At 71.7% G+C, this 23,787-nt stretch carries 25 protein-coding genes and 1 pseudogene; 15 read left to right on the top strand and 11 right to left on the bottom strand.

Annotation, left to right across the window (positions count from 1 at the left end; translation table 11 throughout):
* Positions 1–91 precede the first annotated feature (91 nt).
* On the bottom strand, positions 92–541 hold the full coding sequence (locus tag AB0G52_RS38025; RefSeq protein WP_132894328.1) for a MazG nucleotide pyrophosphohydrolase domain-containing protein: 450 nt from the start codon (positions 539–541) through the stop codon (positions 92–94).
* 145 nt (positions 542–686) lie between these two features.
* Here AB0G52_RS38025 and AB0G52_RS38030 point away from each other — a divergent pair, with 145 nt between their 5' ends.
* Positions 687–1,685: a TAXI family TRAP transporter solute-binding subunit gene (locus AB0G52_RS38030; RefSeq protein ID WP_132894330.1), complete on the top strand. Its 999-nt coding sequence runs from the start codon at positions 687–689 to the stop codon at positions 1,683–1,685.
* Between the two features lie 51 nt (positions 1,686–1,736).
* Here AB0G52_RS38030 and AB0G52_RS38035 read toward each other — a convergent pair whose 3' ends face one another.
* Entirely contained in the window at positions 1,737–3,134 is a 1,398-nt protein-coding gene (locus tag AB0G52_RS38035; RefSeq protein ID WP_132894332.1) for a HAMP domain-containing sensor histidine kinase, read from the bottom strand.
* Positions 3,135–3,143: 9 nt separating this feature from the next.
* Positions 3,144–3,836 (bottom strand): response regulator transcription factor, encoded by a 693-nt coding sequence (locus AB0G52_RS38040; RefSeq protein ID WP_361343450.1) that lies wholly within the window; start codon positions 3,834–3,836, stop codon positions 3,144–3,146.
* Between the two features lie 265 nt (positions 3,837–4,101).
* On the opposite strand from AB0G52_RS38040, the gene AB0G52_RS38045 reads away from it, so the two are divergent.
* The 10 genes and pseudogenes from AB0G52_RS38045 to AB0G52_RS38090 all read left to right on the top strand — a co-directional run.
* Positions 4,102–4,878 carry an amino acid ABC transporter ATP-binding protein gene (locus tag AB0G52_RS38045; protein WP_132894335.1) on the top strand — a complete coding sequence of 259 codons (777 nt, stop codon included), beginning with the start codon at positions 4,102–4,104 and terminating at the stop codon, positions 4,876–4,878.
* 49 nt (positions 4,879–4,927) lie between these two features.
* Positions 4,928–5,761 carry a glutamate ABC transporter substrate-binding protein gene (locus AB0G52_RS38050; RefSeq protein ID WP_361343454.1) on the top strand — a complete coding sequence of 278 codons (834 nt, stop codon included), beginning with the start codon at positions 4,928–4,930 and terminating at the stop codon, positions 5,759–5,761.
* A 162-nt stretch (positions 5,762–5,923) separates the two neighbouring features.
* Positions 5,924–6,589 carry an amino acid ABC transporter permease gene (locus AB0G52_RS38055; protein WP_132894339.1) on the top strand — a complete coding sequence of 222 codons (666 nt, stop codon included), beginning with the start codon at positions 5,924–5,926 and terminating at the stop codon, positions 6,587–6,589.
* On the top strand, positions 6,586–7,497 hold the full coding sequence (locus AB0G52_RS38060) for an amino acid ABC transporter permease (protein ID WP_132894341.1): 912 nt from the start codon (positions 6,586–6,588) through the stop codon (positions 7,495–7,497). Before AB0G52_RS38055 ends, AB0G52_RS38060 begins: the two co-directional genes overlap by 4 nt.
* Before the next feature lie 191 nt (positions 7,498–7,688).
* Positions 7,689–8,033, top strand: a complete 345-nt coding sequence (locus tag AB0G52_RS38065) for a hypothetical protein (protein WP_132894343.1) — start codon at positions 7,689–7,691, stop codon at positions 8,031–8,033.
* A gap of 422 nt (positions 8,034–8,455) precedes the next feature.
* Entirely contained in the window at positions 8,456–10,198 is a 1,743-nt protein-coding gene (locus AB0G52_RS38070) for an FAD-dependent monooxygenase (RefSeq protein WP_361343458.1), read from the top strand.
* 87 nt (positions 10,199–10,285) lie between these two features.
* Positions 10,286–10,357 carry a putative leader peptide gene (locus tag AB0G52_RS38075; protein WP_311737274.1) on the top strand — a complete coding sequence of 24 codons (72 nt, stop codon included), beginning with the start codon at positions 10,286–10,288 and terminating at the stop codon, positions 10,355–10,357.
* Between the two features lie 63 nt (positions 10,358–10,420).
* Positions 10,421–10,972 (top strand): cysteine dioxygenase, encoded by a 552-nt coding sequence (locus AB0G52_RS38080; protein ID WP_132894347.1) that lies wholly within the window; start codon positions 10,421–10,423, stop codon positions 10,970–10,972.
* Positions 10,969–11,385 carry a rhodanese-like domain-containing protein gene (locus tag AB0G52_RS38085; RefSeq protein WP_132894348.1) on the top strand — a complete coding sequence of 139 codons (417 nt, stop codon included), beginning with the start codon at positions 10,969–10,971 and terminating at the stop codon, positions 11,383–11,385. Before AB0G52_RS38080 ends, AB0G52_RS38085 begins: the two co-directional genes overlap by 4 nt.
* Positions 11,370–11,561: pseudogene (locus tag AB0G52_RS38090) on the top strand (VOC family protein); the annotation flags it as partial. The gene AB0G52_RS38085 and the pseudogene AB0G52_RS38090, both read left to right, overlap by 16 nt.
* Positions 11,562–11,583: 22 nt before the next feature.
* On the opposite strand, the gene AB0G52_RS38095 reads toward AB0G52_RS38090, so the two are convergent.
* From AB0G52_RS38095 to recA, 3 genes are all read right to left on the bottom strand, one after another.
* Complete coding sequence (locus AB0G52_RS38095; protein ID WP_361343462.1) at positions 11,584–14,112, bottom strand: ABC transporter permease; 2,529 nt, start codon at positions 14,110–14,112, stop codon at positions 11,584–11,586.
* Between the two features lie 111 nt (positions 14,113–14,223).
* On the bottom strand, positions 14,224–15,015 hold the full coding sequence (gene recX, locus AB0G52_RS38100; RefSeq protein WP_132894352.1) for a recombination regulator RecX: 792 nt from the start codon (positions 15,013–15,015) through the stop codon (positions 14,224–14,226).
* 4 nt (positions 15,016–15,019) lie between these two features.
* The gene (recA, locus tag AB0G52_RS38105; protein ID WP_132894354.1) at positions 15,020–16,150 is read right to left on the bottom strand and encodes a recombinase RecA; all 1,131 of its coding nucleotides are present in this window, start codon (positions 16,148–16,150) and stop codon (positions 15,020–15,022) included.
* Positions 16,151–16,562: 412 nt separating this feature from the next.
* Here recA and AB0G52_RS38110 point away from each other — a divergent pair, with 412 nt between their 5' ends.
* The 3 genes from AB0G52_RS38110 (at position 16,563) to AB0G52_RS38120 (ending at position 19,084) form a co-directional block, all read left to right on the top strand.
* Entirely contained in the window at positions 16,563–16,838 is a 276-nt protein-coding gene (locus tag AB0G52_RS38110) for a polyprenyl synthetase (protein WP_132894356.1), read from the top strand.
* A complete protein-coding gene (locus tag AB0G52_RS38115; protein ID WP_132894358.1) occupies positions 16,831–17,883 on the top strand; it encodes a polyprenyl synthetase family protein in 1,053 nt (350 codons plus the stop codon). The genes AB0G52_RS38110 and AB0G52_RS38115 overlap by 8 nt, the downstream gene beginning before the upstream one ends.
* Before the next feature lie 61 nt (positions 17,884–17,944).
* Positions 17,945–19,084 carry an oxygenase MpaB family protein gene (locus tag AB0G52_RS38120; protein WP_361343496.1) on the top strand — a complete coding sequence of 380 codons (1,140 nt, stop codon included), beginning with the start codon at positions 17,945–17,947 and terminating at the stop codon, positions 19,082–19,084.
* A gap of 150 nt (positions 19,085–19,234) precedes the next feature.
* Here the strand turns inward: AB0G52_RS38120 and AB0G52_RS38125 are convergent, their stop codons facing one another.
* On the bottom strand, positions 19,235–20,488 hold the full coding sequence (locus AB0G52_RS38125; RefSeq protein ID WP_132894359.1) for an AI-2E family transporter: 1,254 nt from the start codon (positions 20,486–20,488) through the stop codon (positions 19,235–19,237).
* Positions 20,489–20,548: 60 nt separating this feature from the next.
* Positions 20,549–20,746 (bottom strand): DUF3046 domain-containing protein, encoded by a 198-nt coding sequence (locus AB0G52_RS38130; protein ID WP_132894361.1) that lies wholly within the window; start codon positions 20,744–20,746, stop codon positions 20,549–20,551.
* A gap of 80 nt (positions 20,747–20,826) precedes the next feature.
* On the opposite strand from AB0G52_RS38130, the gene AB0G52_RS38135 reads away from it, so the two are divergent.
* The gene (locus AB0G52_RS38135; RefSeq protein ID WP_132894363.1) at positions 20,827–21,771 is read left to right on the top strand and encodes a hypothetical protein; all 945 of its coding nucleotides are present in this window, start codon (positions 20,827–20,829) and stop codon (positions 21,769–21,771) included.
* 8 nt (positions 21,772–21,779) lie between these two features.
* Here the strand turns inward: AB0G52_RS38135 and AB0G52_RS38140 are convergent, their stop codons facing one another.
* Genes AB0G52_RS38140 through AB0G52_RS38150 form a run of 3 tightly spaced genes read right to left on the bottom strand, consistent with a single transcriptional unit; the run spans position 21,780 to position 23,696 of the window.
* Positions 21,780–22,088 (bottom strand): AzlD domain-containing protein, encoded by a 309-nt coding sequence (locus tag AB0G52_RS38140; protein ID WP_132894365.1) that lies wholly within the window; start codon positions 22,086–22,088, stop codon positions 21,780–21,782.
* Positions 22,085–22,834: an AzlC family ABC transporter permease gene (locus tag AB0G52_RS38145; protein WP_165939561.1), complete on the bottom strand. Its 750-nt coding sequence runs from the start codon at positions 22,832–22,834 to the stop codon at positions 22,085–22,087. The genes AB0G52_RS38140 and AB0G52_RS38145 overlap by 4 nt, the downstream gene beginning before the upstream one ends.
* 10 nt (positions 22,835–22,844) lie before the next feature.
* Entirely contained in the window at positions 22,845–23,696 is an 852-nt protein-coding gene (locus AB0G52_RS38150; RefSeq protein ID WP_132894367.1) for an AraC family transcriptional regulator, read from the bottom strand.
* Positions 23,697–23,787 lie beyond the last annotated feature (91 nt).

The raw sequence follows: 23,787 nt of genomic DNA on the forward strand, positions 1-23,787 counted from the left end.
GGGCCCGGTGCGGCGAGTGGGGGTCCCCCCGGCCGAAGGCTGGGGGAGCGTGCATGGCGTCGCGCGGCAGGCGGGACTTTCGCAACACGCCCTAGGGCTGCGGTCGGTGCTCGTCGTCCGGGGTCCAGCCCTGGCTGCGCAGCACCGCCGAGACGTCCGGGGCCCGGTAGTGCGCCCCCTTGAGGACCTTGCCGTCGGCCCGTCGGGCGACCTGACCGTCCGGACCCAGCTTGCTCATGTTCGAGCGGTGGATCTCGGCGAGCACCGCGTCGAGGTCGATCCCGTGCACCAGTGCCGTGCCGTACGCCACGTAGACGACGTCGGCCAGTTCGTGCGCGAGCCGGTCCAGCGGCCCGGCGACCGCGACCTCGGCGACCTCCGCGGCTTCCTCGGCGAGCAGCTCCCCACGGTGCGCGGCCAGTTCGGGGGACACCTCGGTCGGAGTGGTGCGGGCGTCCAGGCCGAAGGCGCGGTGGAACTCCCTGACGAGCCGGGCGGGCGAGGTGCTGGTCGGAGGGTCGGCCGGGGTGGGGCTGGTCATGCGGACGACTCTAGCGTCCGCCACGGACAGTCCCGTTCCGTAGCGCCACCGCCAGTCCCGGTCCTCCGCGCCGCGGGCGGTCCCGGTCCGCCGCCGGTTCCCCCGGGCCTGGTCAGAACCGTGACCTGCTGGCAGGATCGCCCGCATGTCCAAGGTGTTCCCCCGTATCGGCAGGCGCCGCGCGCTCCAGGGCGCGGCCGCCGGCGCCGTCGTGTTCGGGCTGCTGCTGTGGTGGCTGCTGCCGCTCGGCGAGGAGCCGCCGACCGGGACGATCACCTTCAGCACGGGCACCCTGGCCGGGGTGTACCAGGACTACGGCGAACGGCTGCGCACCGAGCTGGGCAAGGACATGCCCGGGCTGAAGGTGAAGCTGGTGCAGAGCGCCGGCTCGTACGAGAACGTACGCCGGGTGGCCACCGGCCAGGCCGACTTCACCATCGCGGCGGCCGACGCGGTGAAGACGTACGAACTGAACGACGGCAGGGGCGCCGGCCGGCTGCGCGGCGTGGCACGGCTCTACGACGACTACGTCCAGCTCGTCGTGGCGCGTGACTCGGGCATCACCGACGTCGCGCAGCTGCGGCACAAGCGGGTCGCGATCGGGCTGCCCAACTCGGGTGTGCGGCTCATCGCCAACCGGGTGCTCAAGGCCGCCGGGATCGACCCGGCGAAGGACATCACCCCGGTGTCCGACGGCATAGACACCGGCCCCGACCAGCTGCGGCAGAAAAGGATCGACGCGTTCTTCTGGTCGGGCGGGCTGCCGACCAAGGGGCTCGTGGACCTGGCGAAGCGTTACCCGTTCACGTTCGTCCCGATCGACGGGGACCTCGTCACCAGGCTGCACTCCGAGGGCGAGGCCGCGCTCTACTACCGGGCGACCAACATGCCCGAGTCGGCGTACCCGGTCGTGCAGGAGAACACCCCGGTGGCGACGATCGCGGTGTCCAACGTCCTGATCACCCGCAAGGACGTGGACCCGCGCCTCACGGAGTGGGTGACCCGCACGGTGATCAAGAGCCGGGACGACATCGGCAACCACGTCCACTCCGCCCAACTGGTGGACCTGCGCACCGCGATCTACACGGACCCCCTGCCCCTGCAGGAGGGCGCACGCCGCTACTACCGCTCGGTGAAACCCTGACGGGAGCGCGCCGGTGCTCTGGGTGCCGCGGGGCGGTGCCCGACGAGCGGGTCACTCTCCCCGCGGCACCGAAACGGTCACCCGCAACCCCCGTGGCTCATGGTGCTCGAACGACAGCGAACCCCCGCCCGCCGCGAGCAGCGCCCGGGTGATCGACAGCCCCAGCCCCGACCCCTTCACGTTCTGGTGCCGTCCGCTGCGCCAGAACCGGTCCCCCACGCGCGCGAGTTCCTCGTCGGTAAGCCCCGGCCCCGTGTCGGTGACCACGACCTTCGCGGCCCCGCCGTCGACGGCCACCGCCACCTCGACCACGCCCCCCTCCGGCGTGAACTTCACCGCGTTGTCGATCACCGCGTCCAGTGCGCTGGACAGTGTGACGGGGTCGGCCCACCCGGTGGCCGGCGGGCAGTCACCGGCCAGCCGGACGCCCTGCGCCGCGGCGGCCGGCGCCCACGCGGCGACCCGCTCCCGGGTCAGCTGCCCCACGTCGGTCAGCATCAGATCCGCCTCGGCGTGCTCGGCCAGCGCCAGGTCGAGCAGGTCGTCCAGGACCTGGGCGAGCCGCTTGCCCTCGGTGCGGACGGAGGCGATCTCCTCGTTGCCCTCGGGGAGTTCGAGGGCGAGCAGTTCGATGCGGAGCAGCAGTGCGGCGAGCGGGTTGCGCAGTTGGTGGGAAGCGTCGGCGACGAACGCCCGCTGCTGCTCCAGCACGTCCTCGACGTTGTCCGCCATCTCGTTGAACGCCCGGGCCAGCCGTCTGAGTTCCGGCGGGCCGCCGGCCGCCGCGACCCGGGACTTCAGCCGCCCGCTGGCGATCGCGTGCGTGGTGGCGTCCAGGATCCGCACCGGCCGCAGCACCCAGCCGGTCAGCCTGAGCGCGGCGCCGACGGCGAGCAGCATCGCGGCGAACTCGCCGGCGCCGATGAACAGCCAGCCGCGCAGGGTGCGGGAGCGCATCTGGCCGGTGGGCGAGTCGGTGACCACGACGGCGACGACGTCGCCGTCCCGGATGACCGGGGAGGCCACCACCAGCCGGGTGCGCTGCCAGGGCCACACCTGCGCGGGATCGTGGCTGCGACGGCTCAGGAGCGCCTCGTCGAACGCTTCCCTGACCTCGCCCGTCGTCGGCAGCACCCAGTCGTCGGGGGCGTTGGCCATGGAGGACGCGTTGCGGTAGAAGACGCCCGCGCGGATGCCGTAGACGCCGTAGTAGCTGGCGAGTTCGCGGCGCAGGGTCTCCAGCCGGTCGTCGGTACGCATGGGGCGGGCGGTGGTGGGCGCGTCGGTGACGAACTGGGCGAGGGCCGCGAACCGCGCGGTGTCGTCGATCCGGTCGACGACGACCTTCTGCTGCTGGGCGGAGGCCGTGCTGACGGCGAGCGGGACGCCGAGCGCGAGCAGCACGGCCGCCAGCAGGACGATGAGCAGCGGGAGGAGACGTGTGCGCACCCGTCCCCGCTACGCGGCCGGGGCGACGAGCCGGTAGCCGACGCCGCGTACCGTCTCGATGAGGGCGGGCATGCGCAGCTTGGCGCGCAGGGAGGCGACATGGACCTCCAGGGTGCGACCGGTCCCCTCCCAGCTGGTGCGCCACACCTCGCTGATGATCTGCTCCCGGCGGAACACCACGCCGGGCCGCTGGGCGAGCAGTGCCAGCAGGTCGAACTCCTTGCGGGTGAGCTGGACGACCGTGCCGTCCACGCTGACCTGGCGGGTGGGCAGTTCGATGCGGACCGGGCCGAGCCGCAGCGCGCTGTCGCCTTCCCTGCCGGCCTGGCCGTCGTCGTGGTGGGTGCGCCGGCTGACGGCGTGGATCCGGGCGAGCAGTTCCCCGGTGTCGTACGGCTTCACCACGTAGTCGTCGGCGCCGAGGTTGAGGCCGTGGATGCGGGAGCGGACGTCGGAGCGGGCGGTCACCATGATCACCGGGGTGCCGGTGCGCTTGCGGATCTTGCCGCAGACCTCGTAGCCGTCCTGGTCGGGCAGGCCGAGGTCGAGCAGGACGACGTCGTAGGCGTCGCTGTCGGGCACGAGGGCCTTGAGCGCCTCCTCGCCGCTGCGCGCGTGGGTGACGGAGAATCCGTGCCGGGCCAGGACCGCGGAGAGTGCGGCGGCGACGTGGTTGTCGTCCTCGACGAGCAGCAGTCTCATCCCGGCCCCCTCCGGCTGCAGTGAACGTACGCGCACGCGTGCGTGCATCAGGGCAGTCACGCTGATGGACGCGGGCGGCGTCAAGGGGGTTCCGGCGGTGGGCGGGTTCCGTTACGCGGCCGATATACGGCCGGGTCGGCCCTGCTACGACATGTGTCCGAATGCTATCGGATCGTGATGCTCAGATCTCGCTCAGATGTAATGACGCTGGTCATGCGCCCTCATTACATTCCTCCGAAACCGAGGAGGACGGAGCCCGATAGCGATGACCGAAGTATCGGTGGCCGAGGAAGACAAGGCCGCGACCGGCGAACTGGTCGTCCTGAAGAGCGTCAACAAGCACTTCGGCGCGTTGCACGTGCTCCAGGACATCGAACTGACGATCGGCCGCGGTGAGGTCGTCGTGGTGATCGGCCCCTCCGGGTCCGGCAAGTCCACCCTGTGCCGCACCATCAACCGCCTGGAGACCATCGACTCCGGAACGATCACCATCGACGGCAGGCCGCTGCCCCAGGAGGGCAGGGAGCTGGCCCGGCTGCGCGCCGACGTCGGGATGGTCTTCCAGTCCTTCAACCTCTTCGCGCACAAGACGGTGCTCGAGAACGTGATGCTCGGGCAGCTCAAGGTCCGCAGGACGGACAAGAAGCAGGCCGAGGAGAAGGCCCGCGCGCTGCTCGACCGGGTCGGCGTGGGCACCCAGGCCGACAAGTACCCCGCACAGCTCTCCGGCGGCCAGCAGCAACGCGTCGCCATCGCCCGGGCGCTGGCGATGGACCCGAAGGTGATGCTCTTCGACGAGCCGACCTCGGCCCTCGACCCCGAGATGATCAACGAGGTCCTGGAGGTCATGCAGCAGCTGGCCCGGGACGGCATGACGATGGTCGTGGTCACCCACGAGATGGGTTTCGCCCGCTCGGCGGCGAACCGGGTGGTCTTCATGGCCGACGGCCGGATCGTCGAAGAGGCCACCCCCGACCAGTTCTTCAGCAACCCGCGCAGCGACCGGGCCAAGGACTTCCTGTCGAAGATCCTGCACCACTGACCCGCACGGCGATCCAGCACCCTCTCATCACTTCTTAAGGACGTTCATCATGCAGCTCCGCAAGGTCACCGCCGTCTCCGCCGCCGTGCTCGCCCTCGCCCTGTCCGCCACCGCGTGCGGCGGCGACAAGAAGGACAGCGGTTCGTCGGGCGGCGGCACGATCAAGATCGGGATCAAGTTCGACCAGCCCGGTCTGGGCCTCAAGAAGCCGGACGGCTCCTACGCCGGCTTCGACGTGGACGTGGCGACCTACGTGGCCAAGCAGCTCGGCTACGCCCCCGACAAGATCGAGTGGGTCGAGACCAAGAGCGCCGACCGCGAGAACGCGCTCGCGCGCGGCGACGTGAAGTTCATCGCGGCGACCTACTCGATCACCGACGAGCGCAAGCAGAAGGTGGACTTCGCGGGGCCCTACCTGCTGGCCCACCAGGACCTGCTGGTCAAGACCGGCTCGGACATCTCCAAGGGCACGGACCTCAACGGCAGGAAGTTGTGTTCCGTGACCGGCTCGACGTCGGCGCAGAACGTACAGAAGTCGATCGCCCCGCAGGCGAAGCTCAAGGAGTTGAGCTCCTACTCGGAGTGCATCGCCGGCCTGCAGAGCGGTGCCGTCGACGCGGTGACCACCGACGACTCGATCCTGGCCGGTTTCGCCGCGCAGGACCAGTACAAGGGCAAGTTCAAGCTTGCCGGCCTGAAGCTGAGCAACGAGAACTACGGCGTCGGCGTCAAGAAGGGCGACTCCGCGACCGTCGACAAGATCAACAAGGCGCTGGAGAAGATGGTCTCCGACGGCTCCTGGCAGAAGGCCGTCGACAAGAACTTCGGCCCCGCCGGCTACAAGAACGAGCCCGCCCCGAAGATCGGCGTCATCGTCAAGTAAGGCGCCACGCACGGTGGAAGCCCGCGCGGGTCGCGGACTTCCGCCGCCGCGGGGATCCGGCAGGCCCTCGCACGGTTCCTCGGGCGCGCCGTGGCCACCGCTCTCCGGCGGCGGCGCGCCCTGCCCTCCACGTACGCCACACACCCGGAAGCGCGGGAAATCGTGTTCGACTTTCTTCAAGGCTACGACGTCCTAGGGGCGTTCTGGACGACGGTGGAACTGACCGTCCTCTCCGCCGTCGGCTCCCTGGTCTGGGGCACCGTGCTGGCCGCGATGCGGGTAAGCCCGGTCCCCCTGCTGCGCGGCTTCGGCACCGTCTACGTCAACGTCGTCCGGAACATCCCTCTGACGGTGATCATCCTCTTCAGTTCGCTCGGCCTCGCCGACATCTTCGGGGCCACCATGGGCACCGACGACTTCAAGGTCCAGGGTTTCCGGCTCGCCGTGCTCGGCCTGGTGGCCTACACCGCGGCGTTCGTCTGTGAGGCGGTGCGCTCCGGTATCAACACGGTGCCGCTGGGACAGGCGGAGGCGGCCCGGGCCATCGGTCTGAGCTTCAGCCAGACCCTCACGCTGGTGGTGCTGCCGCAGGCGTTCCGCTCGGTGATCGGACCGCTGGCCAACGTCCTGATCGCGCTGACCAAGAACACCACGGTCGCGGCGGCGATCGGCGTCGCCGAGGCCGCGTACCTGATGAAGACGATGATCGAGAACGAGGCACAGACGCTGCTCATCGGCGCGGTCTTCGCGTTCGGGTTCGTGGTACTGACCCTGCCGACCGGCCTGTTGCTGGGCCGGCTGGGCAAGCGACTGGCGGTGAAGCGATGAGCTCCGTCCTCTACGACACTCCCGGCCCCCGCGCGAAGCGGCGCAACCTCCTCCTCACGGTGGTCTTCTCGGTTCTGCTCGCTCTGCTCCTGTGGTGGGCATGGCAGAAGATGGATGAGAAGGGCCAGTTCGCCTCCGCCCTGTGGAAGCCGTTCGTCGAGTCCGAGGCCTGGACGACCTATCTGCTCCCCGGCCTCGTCAACACCTTGAAGGCCGCATCACTCGCCATGGTGATCGCCCTTCCCCTGGGCGCGGCCTTGGGGATGGGCCGGTTGTCCGACCACCGGTGGGTGCGGGGCGTGTCCGGCACGGTGGTGGAGTTCTTCCGGGCCATCCCGGTACTGCTGCTGATGCTCTTCGCCAACGAGTTCTACGCGCGCTCCACGGACGTCTCCAGTGAGGACCGCCCCCTGTACGCGGTCATCACCGGCCTGGTGCTCTACAACGCGGCCGTCCTCGCCGAGGTCGTCAGGGCCGGCATCCTCTCGCTGCCCCGGGGACAGACGGAGGCCGCTTACGCCATCGGACTGCGCAAGAGCCAGACGATGAGCAGCATCCTGCTCCCGCAGGCGGTCACGGCGATGCTTCCGGCGATCGTCAGCCAGCTGGTGGTGATCGTGAAGGACACCGCGCTCGGCGGCGTGATGATCGGTTTCACCGAGCTGCTCAACTCACGCGGCACGCTCGCGGCGAACTACGCCAACGTGATCCCGAGCTTCTTCGTGGTCGCGGCCATGTACATCGTGCTGAACTTCCTCCTGACCAGCTTCGCGAGCCAGCTGGAGCGCAGGCTGCGGCGCAGCAAGCGCAGCACGGGCGCGGTCCTGGGCGTGGAGAAGGTCGACGAACTGAACGCGGGTGAGGTCCGTGGCGGCTTCGGCGCCGACGCGGTCGGTGGGAGCACCTGACGCGGCGTCGCTTGAGGGGGAAACGAAGAGAGGCAGTGGCGCATGCCACTGCCTCTCTTCGTTTCCCCCTCAAGCGGAATTACGAATTCCAGCAAGATCAACAAGCTCAAATCTCGCTCAATATCATTGCCCCGGCCATGTCAAGAATGAAAACATTCCTCATGTAACCCCCCCATAGGAACGGAAAAAACATGCGGAACGCATTCTCCAAGGCCGGAATGGTCGCTCTGGCTGTCGCCCTTTCGGTTCCCGTCTTCAGCGGGAGCGCCCAGGCGTTCGACGGGCCGGCGGCGAAGAACTCCTGGGGCTGTGACAACAGTTCGCAGCGCGTGAACTTCGACTACCACCCCGGAAGCGTCACCACGACCGTCTACTACAACAACCACTGCAACTACACGGTGCGCGCCGCGGCGCACATCGAGGACCACAACGGCACCGTGACGGAGGACTGTTTCTCCGTGCCCGCCGGGAAGAAGGACAGCATCAAGTTCCAGCAGGGACTGTCCGGCTACTTCATCGGCATCTACAAGTGCTGATACCGCCCCACAAAGGCACCGTCCCGCATAAACGATAAACGCGGCTACACGAAAAACAATCAAAAGCCCAGTTCGGCGCCGCCAAGAATGGTGACGGATTCCACCGCCGACGTACGGCACGCGCGGTGGCGGCCGTCGGTCGAAACCAGAAGCCGCGTCGGCGGCGACCGCGGCTCCGGAATCCGACCGTGAGCCGACCCGCACCGGGCAGGGAGGCGACGACCGTACGGTCGTCGCCTCCGCCGCGTTCCGCCGACCCGACGGGGCCCGCGCGCGCCCGCCATGCTGACGTGTCCCCGGGTGCGCCGCTTGACCCGCTGGCGCCCAGTCTGTTGCATACGTTCTGTGATCGTGCACCCTGCTCCAACAATCTGTTCATCCATGTCCGCCGGGACTTGCGTACGGGCAGGGGGCGCCGCGCCGTGGACCCGGTGATCATCGTCGGAGCGGGGCCCGTCGGGCTCACGCTCGCCCTGGCACTGGCCCGTCAGGAGGTGCCGTCCGTCGTCCTGGACGAGGGGCCGGGCAAGGACGAGCCCCGGCCGGCGCGCACCGTGGTGCTGCCCGAGGACACCGCCGCCCTGATGACCCGGCTGAGCGGGGCCCCGCTGGACGAGCTGGGGGCCCGCTGGACCGGATGGCGGTCGATGCGCCGCCGGCAGATGATGCGCGAGGTGCTCTTCGACGACGCCACCGAGCCGTCACCGCTGCACATCGCCCAGCACGTGCTGACGAACGCCCTGCGCACCGCGATCGCCGACGAACCGCTGGTCAAGGTCGCCACCGACAGCCGCCTCGACAGCGTCGAGCAGGAACGCTCCGGCGTCACTGCGCACACCCGTGGCCCCAGGGGCACCTGGTGGCGCGGCAGCTACCTGGTCGGCTGCGACGGCCCGCGGTCGACCGTGCGCAAGCTCCTGGACATCCGCTTCCCGGGCCGCACCGCGGTGGAGCGGCACGCGGTCGCCGCGCTGCGCGCGGAACTTCCGTGGCCCGGTCAGGCGTTGCTCCATCGGACACCGCCGTGGCGGATGTCCGGGCCCTCGGCCGGGGAGGTGACCGCCCGCCCCCTCCCGGACGGCGTCTGGCGCCTGGACTGGCTGCTGCCGCCCGGCAAGGACCTGGTGACGCCCGAGCTCCTCGTCAACCGGATCCGCGAGACGCTCGCGGGCTGGACGGGCGGCACCACACCGCCGTACGACCTGCTGGACACCGGGGTCCACACCGTGCACCACCGGCTCGCCCGCCGGTGGCGGGTGGGCCGGGTGTTCGTCGCCGGGGACGCGGCCCACCTGCTCGGCGCGCTCGGCACCCACGGGCTGGACGAGGGACTGCGGGACGTCGACAACCTCGCCTGGAAGCTGGCCCCGGCCTGGCACCACGGTCCGCACGAGGCGCTGCTGGACAGCTACCAGACCGAGCGCCGCACGGCGGTCGCGGCCCGGCTGCGCGCCGCCGACCAGGTCCTGCCGGTGCTGCGCGGCGGCCGGGGGTTGCGCGGGTTCGTGCCCGGCGCGTCCCGGGGGCACGACGCGCTCCTCACCGACGGTCACCTGGGACACGGCGCGCTCGGTGCGCCGGGGGCGTACGCCGACTCGCCTCTCGCGCCCCGGCAGCTGGAGCACGAGATCCCGGTCGACACCCCGCCGGGCGCGCCGGTCACCGACGTCCGGGTCACGGCGGAGGACGGGACCTTCGTGCCGCTGCGTTCGCGACTGGGCCGCGGTGCGCTGCTGGTGGTCCTCGTCGCTCCCGGTACGGGCGTGTGGGACCGCAAGCACTGGGTCTCCGCCGGGATCATGCCCCGGCTCGCGGCGGCCGTGACCGCGCTGCCGCACCCGGCCGAACTGCTGGTCGCCGAGGCCTACCCCGGCGCCCCGGCGCACACCGTGCTGCTCGTGCGCCCCGACGGCCACCTGGTCACCGCCCTCAACGGGGTACGGCCGGCCGATCTGTACGCGGCCGCCGAGGCGACCCTGGGCGGCAAGGACAAGGACAGGCCGGAAAAGGAGAGGACGAAACCGGAGAGGGCCGGAACGGAGAGGACCGGAACCGAGAGGACCGGAACCGAGAGGACCGGAACCGAGAGGGCCGGGACGGAGAGGACCGCAACGGACAGGACGGAAACGGAGGCCGACACCCGGTCCGGTTCCCCCGCGCGGTGACCGCGGTCACCCTGCGGTCCACCATGTGACAGTGAGTTGACCGACCCGCACCGGCATGGTGTACTCCGCATCGTGAACGACACGACTGTGCGCCTGTGGCGGAAGGTCCATGTGGACCTGGTCCGCTATGCGGGCTGCGTGTGTCTTCCGTCCTGCTGACTTCGCATCTCCCTCTCTCCGGGCGCCGTCTGCGCCCTGTTCTGCGAACTCTCATCAGGAACGGTGCACGTGTCTGCCTCCCTCTCCTCCTCCGTTTCCGCTTCCGCCGCCGCGCCCCTCGACGCGCCCACTCAGGCGGACCTCCTCGACTTCGTCCGGCGTACGGCCGCCGACACCGAGCTGATCGCCTCACTCCCGCTGGACCCAGAGGGCCGCACCTGGATCCGGCTCGACGGCCCCGGCGGCAGCGAGGCCTGGCTGATCGGCTGGCCGCCCGGCACCGGCACCGGCTGGCACGACCACGCCGAGTCGGTCGGCGCCTTCCTCACGGCGGCCGGTGAGCTCAAGGAGCACTCGCTCGCCACCCGGCTGCCCACCGACGGCTGGCGGACCCTGGAGCTCTCCGAGGGCGTCGACCGCGAGCGCCGGCTGCCGGCCGGGAAGGGCCGCTCCTTCGGGCGTGACCACGTCCACGAGGTGCTCAACGAGTCCACCGAGCACCACGCGATCTCAGTCCACGCCTACTACCCGCCGCTGCCCCGGATCCGCCGCTACAGCCGCAGCGGCCAGGTGCTGCGCCTGGAGCAGGTCGAGCGCCCGGAGGACTGGCAGTGAGCGGCCCGGAGCAACAACCGACCGGAATAGACGAATTGCTGGAGCGGGTACGGACCGGCTACCGGCGCGTCGGGGCGCAGGAGGCGCACGACGCGGCCCGGGCCGGCGAGGCCCTGCTCGTCGACATCCGGTACGCGGCGCTGCGGGAGCGCGACGGGCTGATCCCGGGCGCCCTCGTCATCGAGCGCAACGAACTGGAGTGGCGCCTGGACCCCCAGGGCAGCCACAAGGTCCCCGAGGCCACCGGCCACGGCCTGCGCATCGTCGTGATCTGCAACGAGGGCTACGCCTCCAGCCTGGCCGCCGCCTCCCTCCACCAACTCGGCCTGCACCGCGCGACGGACCTGATCGGCGGCTTCCAGGCCTGGAAGGCGGCGGGACTCCCGGTCACCCGGACCACGCCGACGGGGTGATCCTCGCCTTCGTGGTCGACAACCTGGAAGCCGAACTGGCCCGCCTGACCGCCGAGGGCGTCACTATCACCATGCCGCTGCGCGAAGAGCCGTGGGGCGAGCGTGCCTTCCAGGTCACCGACCCCAACGGCGTCATCGTCCAACTCGTCGACTGGGACGGCCCCGGCGGCCACTGAGCGGCGGGCCGAGGGCCCTTCCTCAGTCCTTCGCCGTCGCCACCGTCACCGCCGGCACCCGTAGCGCCACCCGTCCGGGCAGGGCCGCGGCCGCCAGGGCGAGCAGCGCGGCGGTCGCGACGACGGTCACGTACAGCAACGGCGTGACCGTCGGCGCGGCCCGTCCCGTCATGCCGACGCTGAACGCGGTCAGTACGGCGAGCGCGATGCCGCTGCCGAGCGCCGTGGCCAGTGTCAGCACCGAGAGCACCTCCGTGCGCAGCATCCGCAGCACCTGGCGGCGGGTCGCGCCGGCCAGCCTGAGCAGCGCGAACTCGCGGACGCGGTCGGTGACCGACATGGCGAGCGTGTTGACGACGGCGATGGCGGTGAAGGCCAGGACCAGCCCCATGGCGAGGTAGTTGACCTCGGCGGTGTCCCGCTGCTGGTCGGCCAGGAGGGAGTCCGCCGCGGCCGGCGAAAGAACGTCGAGCCCCGGGAACTTACGGAGCGTAGTCGCGAGTTGTGCTTGTGTACGGGCTGTGCTGACCAGGACGGAGGAGGCGAGCGGGTTGTCCACGTGGTGTGCGACGAGGTCGTGGGGGAAGGTGAGGTCGCCGAAGCCGAGACCCCGGCTGTAGACGGCGGCGACGGTGAGCGTGGCGGGCGTGCCGTCGCCGAGGGTGACTCGCAGAGTGCTGCCGGGCCTCAGGTGGTGCTGTCCGGCGGCCAGTTCGCTGACCGCGACGGTGCGGTCGGTCAGCCGGCCGAGGGAGCCGGCGGTGACCTCGGGGTCCCAGGTGCGGGTGAGTCCTTCCGGGGTGACGCCCTGGGCGGGGTACTTGTCGAGTCCGACGCGGACCGTCGTGCGGACCACTTCGGTGACGGCGTCGTGGTGGGCGCGCAACCGCCGTGCCGCCTCGGCCGGTACGCCCGGTCCCCGGGCGGCGACCACCCAGTCGGCGGTGACGCCGGCGCGGCTCTGGGCGCGGGCGGCGTCGGCGAGGGTCGACTGGACGAACAGCACGGTGCAGGTCATGCCGACGAGCAGGGTGAGGGGGGTGACGACGGAGGCCATCCGGGCGGCGTTGCCGCGCAGGTTGGCGGTGGCGAGCCGGCCGCCGTGGCCGGTGAGGCGCAGGGGCCCGGCGAGCAGCAGCGCGGCCGCCCTGACCAGCAGCGGACCGAGCAGTGCGACGGAGGTGGCGAGGACCACGACGGCGAGGAAGGTGACGGGAGTCGACGCGGGCTCGGTGCGCAGGGAGGTGAGCAGGAGGACGAGGGCGGCTCCACCGGCGAGCAGCAGCAGACCGGCGGCGATCCGTCCTGGGGCGAGCCGGGCGGGCTCGATCCTGGACTCGGCCAGTGCCTCGGTCGGCCGGATCCGGCTGATTCGCCGGGAGGCGATCCGGGCGGCCCCCCAGGCACCGGCCAGGGTCGCGGCGAGGGCGGAGAACGGCGGGAAGACACCGGTGGTGTGCTGAAGCGTGGCGGGTACGGCGCCCAGGGCGACGAACCTGCTCTGCAGCCACGCCCCGAGGGGCAGGCCGAGGAGTGCGCCCAGGGTGCCGGCCAGGGCGCCGACGACCAGCGCCTCCCGGCCCAGCAGTCGGCGGATCTGCCCGGGGGTGGCGGCGATGGCGCGCAGCAGGGCGAGTTCGCGGTGGCGTTGCTGGACGGTGAGCGCGAAGGTACCGACGACCACCAGGATCGCCACGAGCAGCGAGGTACCGCCCATGGCGGCGCCCATGCTGACCAGCCGGACCCTGGCGTCGGCAGCGTCGAGGAACTCCACGGGGCCGCGCGCGTCCCCGGTGGAGACCTGGGCGGTGGTGCCGGCCAGCGCCCGCTTCACGGCCTGCGCCAGCCGGCCCGGGTCGGTGCCCTGCACGGGCAGCACGCCGAACGCGGTGACCTGCCCGGGGTGCCCGGCCAGCCTGCGGGCCTCGGCAGCGGAGAAGAAGAGGGAAGTTTGGTGGCGCACGTCCGTGGCCGGGGCGGCGACTCCGGTGATCCGGTAGGTGCGCGGGCTCTGCGTCGACTGCACGGTGAGCGGGTCGCCGGGCCGCAGCCCGGCACGGGCGGCGAGGTCGCGGTCGACGACCAGGTCGGTGGCGGCCCGCGGGGCGGTACCGGTGACCAGCCGGTACGGGGTGAGCGGGGCGGACTCCCAGGCGTGGCCGTAGGCGGTACGGCCTCCTGTGCCGGCCGGGGTCGAGGGCTGTGCGAGGAAGGTCAGTTCGGGCACGACCCGGGCGACACCGGGCGTGCGGGCGATCCGGACGGCGAGGTCCGCCGGCAGCCAGGCACGTTCGGCGATGGGTTTCGCCTTGTGCTTGACCTTGGTCTTGCCGTGCTTGTGCTTGACGGTGGTCCGGTGGACGTACTGGTCGGCGGAGACCACGACGGGCGCCGCCACGTAACGCTCGGTGCGGATCGTGCCGCGCAGTCCGGTGTCGAGGAGGGTGCCGCAGGCCGAGATCAGTGCGGCCGCGCACAGCAGGGCGAGAAAGGCTCCGAGGAAGGCGGCCCTGCGGGCGCGGACGGTCTTGAGTGCGTAGCGCAGCATCATGGCGTACACCGTCGTTCACCCGGTGGCCGTGGGGCACTGCGGTGGTCCGGCGTCTTCGCCGGGGGTTAACCCCACTCCGCCGGCACGCACCGCCCCGGATCCGGCCGCCCGTCAGAAGTCGTCGCCCGCCAGGAACTCCGTGTCCTCGCCCTCGTCCTCCAGGGCCTGCCGGACGACTCTGAGGGCCATGCCCTCGGAGTACCCCTTACGGGCGAGCATGCCGGCGAGGCGGCGGATGCGTCTGTCGCGGTCGAGTCCCCGGGTGGCGCGGAGTTTGCGGGCGACGAGTTCGCGGGCCGTCTCCTCCTCCTGCTCGGAGTCGAGTCGGCCGACGGCGTCGTCGATGAGCGCGGAGTCGACGCCCTTGGTGCGCAGTTCCCTGGCGAGGGCGCGCCGGGCCAGGCCCCGGCCGTGGTGCCGGGACTCCACCCAGGCGTCGGCGAACGCGCTGTCGTTGATCAGCCCGACCTCCTCGAACCGCGACAGCACCTCCTCGGCGACGTCGTCCGGGATCTCCCGCTTGCGCAGGGCGTCCGCGAGCTGTTTGCGGGTGCGCGGGGTCCCGGTGAGCAGGCGCAGGCAGATCGCCCGCGCCTGCTCGGCCGGGTCCGCTGGAGGCTCCCCCTGCTCGGCCCTCGACGAGGAGGAGGAGCCCCCGTCCTCACCGGACGGCTCCCCGAAGCCGCGCCGACGGCGCGTCCCGGGCTTCCGCGAGCCACGGCCGGGTGTCCCATGACCGCGGTGCCCGTCCGGACCGTCGGATGCTCCCTCGCCCCTGTACCCGCCTGTGCCGTGGGCCAGTTCACCGTCCCCGGCGGAGCCCGGGTGGCCCCCGGTGCCCCTCCCCCGTGGGGCACCGGGGGACGTGTACTCGTGGTCGGCCCAGTCGGTTCGTCGTGTCACGGCGTCAGCTCTTGGCGGTGGTGGCCTTGGGCTTGGTGACCTTGGCGGCGGCCGGGGCGGGCACCGTCTTCGCCGTGTCGTCCGCGGCCGCGGTGGTGACCGCCGCGTCGGCGCCCGGCTCGGCGGCGGGCTCCTCCGGGCGGACCCCCACGCCCAGCTTCTCCTTGATCTTCTTCTCGATCTCGTTGGCCAGGTCGGGGTTGTCCTTGAGGAAGTTGCGGGCGTTCTCCTTGCCCTGGCCGAGCTGGTCGCCCTCGTACGTGTACCAGGCGCCGGCCTTGCGGACGAACCCGTGCTCCACGCCCATGTCGATCAGGCCGCCCTCGCGGCTGATGCCCTGGCCGTAGAGGATGTCGAACTCGGCCTGCTTGAAGGGCGGCGCGACCTTGTTCTTGACGACCTTCACACGGGTGCGGTTGCCGACCGCCTCGGTGCCGTCCTTGAGGGTCTCGATGCGGCGGATGTCGATACGCACCGAGGCGTAGAACTTCAGCGCGCGGCCACCGGTCGTGGTCTCCGGGGAGCCGAACATCACGCCGATCTTCTCGCGGAGCTGGTTGATGAAGATCGCGGTGGTCTTGGACTGGTTGAGCGCGCTGGTGATCTTCCGCAGTGCCTGGCTCATCAGGCGGGCCTGCAAACCGACGTGGCTGTCGCCCATCTCGCCCTCGATCTCCGCGCGCGGCACGAGCGCGGCGACGGAGTCGATGACGATGAGGTCGAGGGCGCCGGAGCGGACCAGCATGTCCACGATCTCCAGGGCCTGCTCGCCGTTGTCCGGCTGGGAGAGGATCAGGTTGTCGATGTCGACGCCGAGCTTCTTGGCGTACTCGGGGTCGAGGGCGTGCTCCGCGTCCACGAACGCGACCTGGCCGCCGGCCTTCTGGGCGTTGGCCACGGCGTGCAGGGTCAGGGTCGTCTTTCCGGAGGACTCCGGGCCGTAGATCTCCACGACGCGGCCACGCGGCAGGCCACCGACACCGAGGGCGACGTCGAGCGCGGTCGAGCCGGTCGAGATGACCTCGATGGGCTCCTTGGCCCGCTCGCCCATGCGCATGACGGCGCCCTTGCCGAACTGCCGTTCAATCTGTGCGAGCGCGGCGTCGAGCGCCTTCTCGCGGTCGGTTCCTGCCATGGGTTCCACCCGGTTTGCTTGAGTCGATCGCTTCACGTCAAAGACGCTAACGCCTGCCACTGACAATGCGCCCCGACGTCGGTCCGGCCTGCGGATAACTCGGGGACATCTCCGCCGAAACCACGCCGAACTGGCGCTGGAATCCCCGTCGTAAGCCGCGCCGGAGCTTCCATAAGAATGGATGTTCGATTTTCGTGTCAAGCGCACCACGCGGCACTCCCGCACTTCCCCGCACGGCGCTCACCCGCCCCGCACGGACGGCTTCCGAGGCCCTGTCCCGCCCGCTGCCCGCACTGCCTGGCGAAGGGGTCACCCACTCGTGAGTTTCCGCATGACCGCGCCCGTCGTGGCGCGATGCTCGACGAGGCGGCCGGTGGACGGCGCCGCCCTGTGTGCCATGACGGGAGAGCGCATGACACGTGAGACGGGACGACGTGGCCTGGACGAACAGGCCGTGCTGCTGGCCGCGGGGCTGGCGGACCTGGCAGTGAGCACCCTGGGGACCGCGTGGGGGACGGTGCGGGGACTGCTGCGGCGCTCGGACGCCGGGGCGCTGGCCGCGGAGGCCGAGCACGACCTCGCCGCACGGGGCCGACTGGTCCTGGACCGGTACACGGCCGTTCCCCCGGCCCATCTGGAGGTCCTCGCCCGGCACACCCTCGCCCGGCGGGCCGCCCACGATGACTGACCGCTGGGATCCGGGCTCCTTCAAGAGCCGCGTCGACGACGTGCTGCGCCGCTTCGTCGCCCAGGAGGCCGATCTGTTCGCGGCGATCGACCCGCTCCTGGCCCCGGTGGCCGGACAGCTGGAAGCGGCGGTCACGGACGGCAAACGGCTGCGGGCGGCGTTCTGCTACTGGGGCTGGCGCGCGGTCGGCCAGCCGGACAGCGACGCGCTGGTGCGGGCGGCGGCCTCCATGGAGCTGGTGCACGCCGCGGCCGTCGTGCACGACGACCTCATCGACGACAGCCCGCTGCGCCACGGCCGCCCCACCCCGCACATCGCCCTGCGCGCCGCCGTGGCGGACCGTCCGCACGCCGACGCCACCGCGCGGTCGCTGGCGATGCTCGTGGGCGATCTGCTGATGTCGCTGGCCGGACAGCTCTTCGCGACCTGCGGACTGCCCGCCGCCTACCTAGCCCGGGCCCGCCCCCTGTGGTCGGTGCTGGCCCGGGACCTGATCGCGGGCGAGTGCCTGGAGATCCTGCGCACCGGGGCCGGCCCGGACACCGCCGCCTCGCTGAAGGTGATCCGTTACAAGACCGCCAAGTACACCGTCGAGCAGCCTCTGTTGATCGGCGGCGCCCTGGCCGGAGCCGGCGAGCGGCTGCGCGAGGGGTTCTCCGCGTACGGGCTGCCGCTGGGTGAGGCGTTCCAGCTCCGCGACGACCTTCTCGGGCTGTTCGGGGCACCGGAACACACCGGCAAGGCCAACGCCGACGACGTGCGCGGCCACCGGCCCACGGCGCTGCTGGCGGAGACCTGGCGGCTCGCCCGCGACGACGACCGGGAGCGGCTGGAGACCTTGCTCGGCAGCCGTGACCTGGACGCGGAGGGCCTGGACACGGTCCGCGAGGTGATGTGCCGGCTCGGATCACCCGACCGGATCGAGCACATGATCGGCACGCGGGTCACGGAAGCGCTCGACGCCCTCCACGAAATGGACGTGCCCGCTCCGGCCGCCGGCGCGCTGACCGCGCTGGCCCGCTCGGCGACGGTCCGCCGGTCCTGAAGCCCCGGGGAAGATTTCGAAGACAAGGAGCCCTGCCGTGACCACCCACACCGAGGCCTCGATGGACGCCCTGCGGGACGCCGGCGACGAACTCGCCGACGCCACGGTCGCCGCGCTCTTCGCGCGCGGGGAGGTGGGCACGTTCAACGCGCTGATGCGCTACGTCTCCACCGCGGGTGCGCCGCTGCCGGAGCGGCTGCCCCACGTCGCGCGGGAGTACCTGGAGGCCACCCGGGTCCCGCCGTCCTGGGTGGACTGGGGCGAGATGGAGAAGGCCCGGCTGTTCTTCATCGACAACAACGTGCACATCTCGACCGCGCTGTCCTTCGCCTCCATGCCGGCCTGCTACGTCGTCCCGCGCGTCGCCAAGCTGCTGTCGGCCACCCACGGGCTGAGCTACCCCTCCAGGCGCATGGCGGAGACCGGCCAGTTCACCGTCTACCTGATGCGGCCCGACGCCTTCGAGGCCGGCGGCCGTTTCGTCCCGGCCGCCCAGAAGGTGCGTCTGCTGCACGCCGCCGTCCGGCACCACCTGGAGCGGGAGGAGCGCTGGGACTCCGCGGCGCTCGGCACGCCGATCTGCCAGGAGGACATGATCGGCGGTCAGATGTTCTTCTCACTGCTGGTCCTGGACAGCCTGCACCGGCTCGGCATCCACCTGTCCACGGAGGGCGCGGAGGCGTACTACTACGCGTGGCGGGTGGTGGGTGCCATGCTCGGCGTCGACCAGGACGCCGTCCCCAGGACCCTCGACGAGGCACGCGTCTTCCTCGACCTGTACATGGTCCGGCACATGGGTCCCTCCGAGGAGGGCGCGCACCTCACCCGGCAGCTCATCGAGCTCTACGAGGAGGTCGTCCCCGGCACCCTCTTCGACCCGATCGTCTCCGCCCTGATCCGCCATCTGGTCGGCGACACCTGCGCGGACTGGCTGGAGGTGCCACGGACCCCCTGGGACACCGTCGTCAGGGCCGTACCGCATCTCCTCGGGGTCCTGGAGACCATCGAGGACCGCTCCCCGCTGGGCGCCTGGGCCCTGGACCGCCTCGGCCACCTCACCACCGTCCTCGAACTGTCCTCCCTCACCCGTGGCCGCGTCATGCACTACGCCATCCCCGAGCACCTCAGGAAGGACTACGGCCTCCCGGGCGGCGTCCCCCGCGGCCGGCGCTGGACGCCGCCGGCCGCCACGGTCTCCTGACCGCTGCCTGCTCCGCCTGCCGGGTCGCCTCGTGACCGAGGAGGGAGCCGCGCTCGGGCGCCGCGGTGATCGCGCGCGGGTCGGGCGGCGCTGATCAGCCGAGCGCGGCGACCCGCGCCGGGCGCGCGGTGCCGCCGACCGCGAGTGCCGTCAGGACGGGCTCTCCTCGGGTTCCTCGGCCGGTCGCTGCCCTACCAGCCGACGCGCGCGCGTGAGCATCCCCGGTCCGCCCGTGCCGCGGCGTCGGTGCCCGTGCACGCGAGGGTCGTCGGTGACGTCGTACCGCTTCACGTAGGCGCCCAGGAAGGCCTGGAGCGTGGCAACCGCCGGGATCGCGATCAGGGCTCCGACGGCGCCGAGGAGCGCGGTGCCCGCGATGACCGACCCGAAGGCGACCGCGGGATGGATGTCGACGGACTTGGAGGTCAGCTTGGGTTGCAGCATGTAGTTCTCGAACTGCTGGTAGACCACGACGAACACCAGCACCCACACCGCGTACAGCGGGTTGACGGTGAACGCGATCAGCATCGGAAGCGCGCCCGCGAGATAGGTGCCGATGGTGGGGATGAACTGCGAGACCAGACCCACCCAGACGCCCAGCACGGGCGCGTAGGGCACGCCGAGCGCCTCCAGCAGGATGTAGTGGGCGATGCCCGAGATCAGCGCCATCACACCGCGCGAGTACAGGTAGCCGCCGGTCTTGTCGACGGCGATCTCCCAGGCGCGCAGCACCTCGGCCTGCCGGGCGGGCGGCAGCACGGAGCACAGGGTGCGGCGCAGCCGGGGGCCGTCGGCGGCGAAGTAGAAGGCGAACAGCCCGATCGTCAGCAGTTGGAAAAGGCCGCCGAGCACCTGCCCGGACACGTCGAGCACACCGGCCGCGCTGTTCTGCGCGTACTTGCGCAGCCAGTCGGAGTGCAGCAGGCCCTCCTGGACGTCGACCCGTCGCACATGGGTGTGGAAGGTCTCGTTGACCCAGTTGATGACCGAGTCCAGGTAGTCCGGGAAACCCTCGACCATCTTGATGATCTGGCCGGCCAGCATCGAGCCGAGCAGGGTGACGAACCCCGCGACGGCGATCGCCAGGCCGAGGAAGACCAGGAAGGTGGCGAAGCCGCGGCGCATACCGCGCAGGGACATCCAGCTCACCGCGGGCTCGATGGCGAGCGCCAGGAAAAACGCTATGAGGATGTTGATCAGCAGGCCGGTGAGCTGGTGGAAGGCCCAGCTGCCCAGCTGGAACGCGGCGATGAGGGCGAGCGCCAGCACCATGGCGCGTGGCAGCCAGCGGGGCATGCGGGCGCCCAGCGGCGCGGCGCCGGGTGCCGGGGAGGCGGCGGGCGGCGTCGTGCCTGCCGGGGATGCGGGCCGGGCGGTACGCCCGTCGTCGTCAGTGGGTGCCACGGTGCAAGTCTCGCCGACGCCACCGACAACGCGTGGCCCGTGTCCGGTCTCCGTGCACGCTCAGCGCTTCTCCCCCGGAACGTTCATGACCGCGCAGACCACGCGCCACACGTCCTTGGCCTCCCAGCCGGAGTCCAGCGCCTCGTGCACGGTCAGTCCGCCGAGTTCCGTCATCACATGATCGCGCGCGAAGGTGTCGGCGTACCCGGACGAACCGAAGTGTTCCGCCATCCGCTGCCAGAAGACCGTCAACCGCATGACACCAGTATCCCGCCCCTGAGAGTGGGCCCTGCCCGGGACCGCTTGCCGACACCGCTTTCCGCCCTACGGTCTTTCGCATGTCCGAAACCGGAGCTTCCCCACTCCCCCCTACGCCCCCGGCGCGCTCCCCCCTCTTCCGCGCCGAACAGTTCATGTGGCTCACCGCGCGCGTGCTGGAGCAGCGTCTGTTCTCGTACCACTTCCTGAACGGCGGTCCCGATCCGGTGGAGACGGCGCTGGACGCCTACCGCAACGGGGACGGCGGCTACGGCCACGCCCTGGAGCCCGATCTGCGCGGTCCGGTGAGCCAGCCGCTGCACACGGCGCACGCGCTGCGCGTCCTGGACGCGATCGGGCGGTGCGGAGGGCAGCGGGTGGAGCGCGTGTGCCGCTATCTCACGTCCGTCTCCACCGCGGACGGGGCGCTGCCGGCGATCCATCCGAGCCAGCGCGGCTATCCGGCGGCCCCCTTCGTCCCGGTCGTCGACGACCCGCCCAGTGAGCTCCTCGCCACCGGGCCGGTGGTGGGCCTGCTGCACCGCAACGAGGTGTGGCACGCGTGGCTGTTCCGGGCCACGGATTTCTGCTGGGAGGCGGTGGAGTCCCTGGACAAGACGCACCCCTACGAGGTGGAGGCCGCGGTCGCCTTCCTGGACGCGGTACCCGACCGCCCGCGCGCGGAGGCGGCCGCCGACCGGCTGGGTCGCCTGGTGCGCGAGCACCGGCTGGCCGCGCTGGACCCGGGCCGCCTCGACGCGTACCCGGTCGCGCCCGGCTACGCCCCGGATGAGCACCACTTCCCGCACGACTTCGCCAGGTCACCGCACTCCCTCGCGCGCGCGTGGTTCACCGACGCGGAGATGGAGCGGTCGCTGGAGTTCCTCGCCGCCGAGCAGTCCGAGGACGGCGGCTGGCCGATCCGGTGGCGGCAGTGGGCACCGGCCGCCGCCCTGGAGGCCCGTCCGCTGGTGACGATCGAGGCGTTGCGCACCCTCAGGGCGTACGGCCGCTTCGTGGGGTGAACCGTCTCTCAGCCGGTCACGGCGCGCAGCCCCGCCGTCACCGCCACGGCGACGCCCACGACGACCAGGAAGGGCGCGCGCAGCAGCAGCGCCACGGCCGCCGCCCCGACCCCGGCGGCCCGGGCGTCCAGCACCAGCGTGTGCCCGTGGGCGAAGGTCTGCTGGGCGGTGAGGGCGGCGAGCAGGGCCACCGGCAGCAGGGCGGCCAGCCGCCGCACCACCGGCCGCTCCAGGGCGCCTGTGGGCACCAGCAGTCCGGCGAGCTTGACGGCGTAGCAGCCGACGGCGGTCGCGGCGATCGCGGTCCAGAAGTTCACCGGGTCTCCTCGGGGGAGTCGTCGCGGGTACGGCCGGTCCGCCGGCCGGAGACGAACAGGGCGGCCGGCGCCGCCAGCGCGGCTACCAGGACCGGGACACCGGCGGGCAGCACCGGCAGCAGGCCGAGCCCGAGCAGTACCGCGAGGGCGGCCACCGCGCGGTCGGTCGTGGACTTCAGCATGGGGGCGAGCAGCGCCAGGAAGACGGCGGGTCCGGCCGCGTCCAGGCCCCAGGCGTCGGTGTTGCCGACGGCCTTGGCGCCGAGCGCGCCGAGCAGGGTGGTGAGGTTCCACAGCACGTACAGGGTCAGCCCGGTGACCGTGAAGCCGATCCGGGCGGCGCGCCGTGTGGGCTGGGCGAGGGTCACCGCGGTGGTCTCGTCGATCACCCACTGGGCGGCGAACGGCCGTACCGCGCGCGGGAGGGCGAGCATCTGGGACAGCCGCAGCCCGTAGAACGCGTTGCGCACCCCCAGGAAGAAGGCGCCGGCCGCCGCGGTGAGCGGGTTGCCGCCCGCCGCGAGCGCGCCGACCAGGGCGAACTGGGAGGCGCCGGTGAACACCAGGAGGCTGAGCGCGCAGGTCTGGAGCAGGCCGAGCCCGCTGCCCGCCGAGGTCACCCCGAAGGCGAACCCGGACAGTCCCACGGCGACGCCGACGCCGAGGGCGTCCCGGACGACGGCGGAGTCCGGCTTCGGCCCGACCGCGCCGCCGTGTGTGTGCGCGAGTGTTGTCTGCTGTGCCACGCCCAGGACGTTACGGGGGCTCTGACCGCGTGTCTTGTACGTTCTTGCGCTCGCGTTGGTAGGCACCGGGCGGGACGCCGACGATCCGGGCGAAGTGGCGGTTGAGGTGGGGCTGGTCGGTGAAGCCGACGGCGACGGCCGCGTCGGCGGGGGCCGTGCCCGCGTCGAGCAGCAGCCTGGCCCGGCGCACGCGGGCGTCGGTCAGCCAGGTGTGCGGTGGCATGCCGTACGCGTCACGGAACGCCCGCAGCAGGGCGAAGGGGCTGCTGCCAAGGCCGGTGGCGAGGCTTTCCAGGGTCGGCGGCTCGGCCATCCGGTCCTCCAGCACGGCACGCGCGCGGGCGGCGAGCCGGGCGCCGGCGGTGCGGACCGGCCGCTGTGGCAGCGGGCCGCCGTTGAGCCGCAGCAGCCTGGTCACGGCGACGCGCAGCAGGGTGTCGGCGGCGAGCGCGTTGCCCTCGTCGGCGGCGCGCAGCACCCGGTGCACCAGGGCGACGGAGTACGGATCGTCGAGCATCGGGCTGACGAAACCGGGGGTGCCCCGGATCGCGGTGGTCTCGGCGGCGATCGCGGCCACCAGCTCGGGCGCCGGGTAGACCGCTCCGTACCGCCAGCCCTCGGGCACTCCGGCCCGGCCGGTGTGCGCGGTGTCGGGGTTGACGAGCGCGAGCGCCCCGGTTCCGACGGTCACGTCCGTGCCCCGGTGCCGGAAGACCTCGACCCCGGCTGCGATCCCGGCGATCACGAAGTGCTCGTGAGTGTGCCGGACGAAGGTCTTCCGGATGTACCGGGCGCGCAGCAGGTCGACGTCGGGCAGTGCCTCGTACCGCCAGTGCCGCGCCCGCTCACCCGATCCGCTCATACGACCATTGTCAGCCGCACCGCCTCGGCCACGACCACCCCGCCCACGCCAGCCCGACCGCCCCACGACGGGCACCCCGCACCCCGCACCC

This window comes from Streptomyces sp. NPDC021562, assembly GCF_040640875.1.
Classification (GTDB): Bacteria; Actinomycetota; Actinomycetes; order Streptomycetales; family Streptomycetaceae; genus Streptomyces.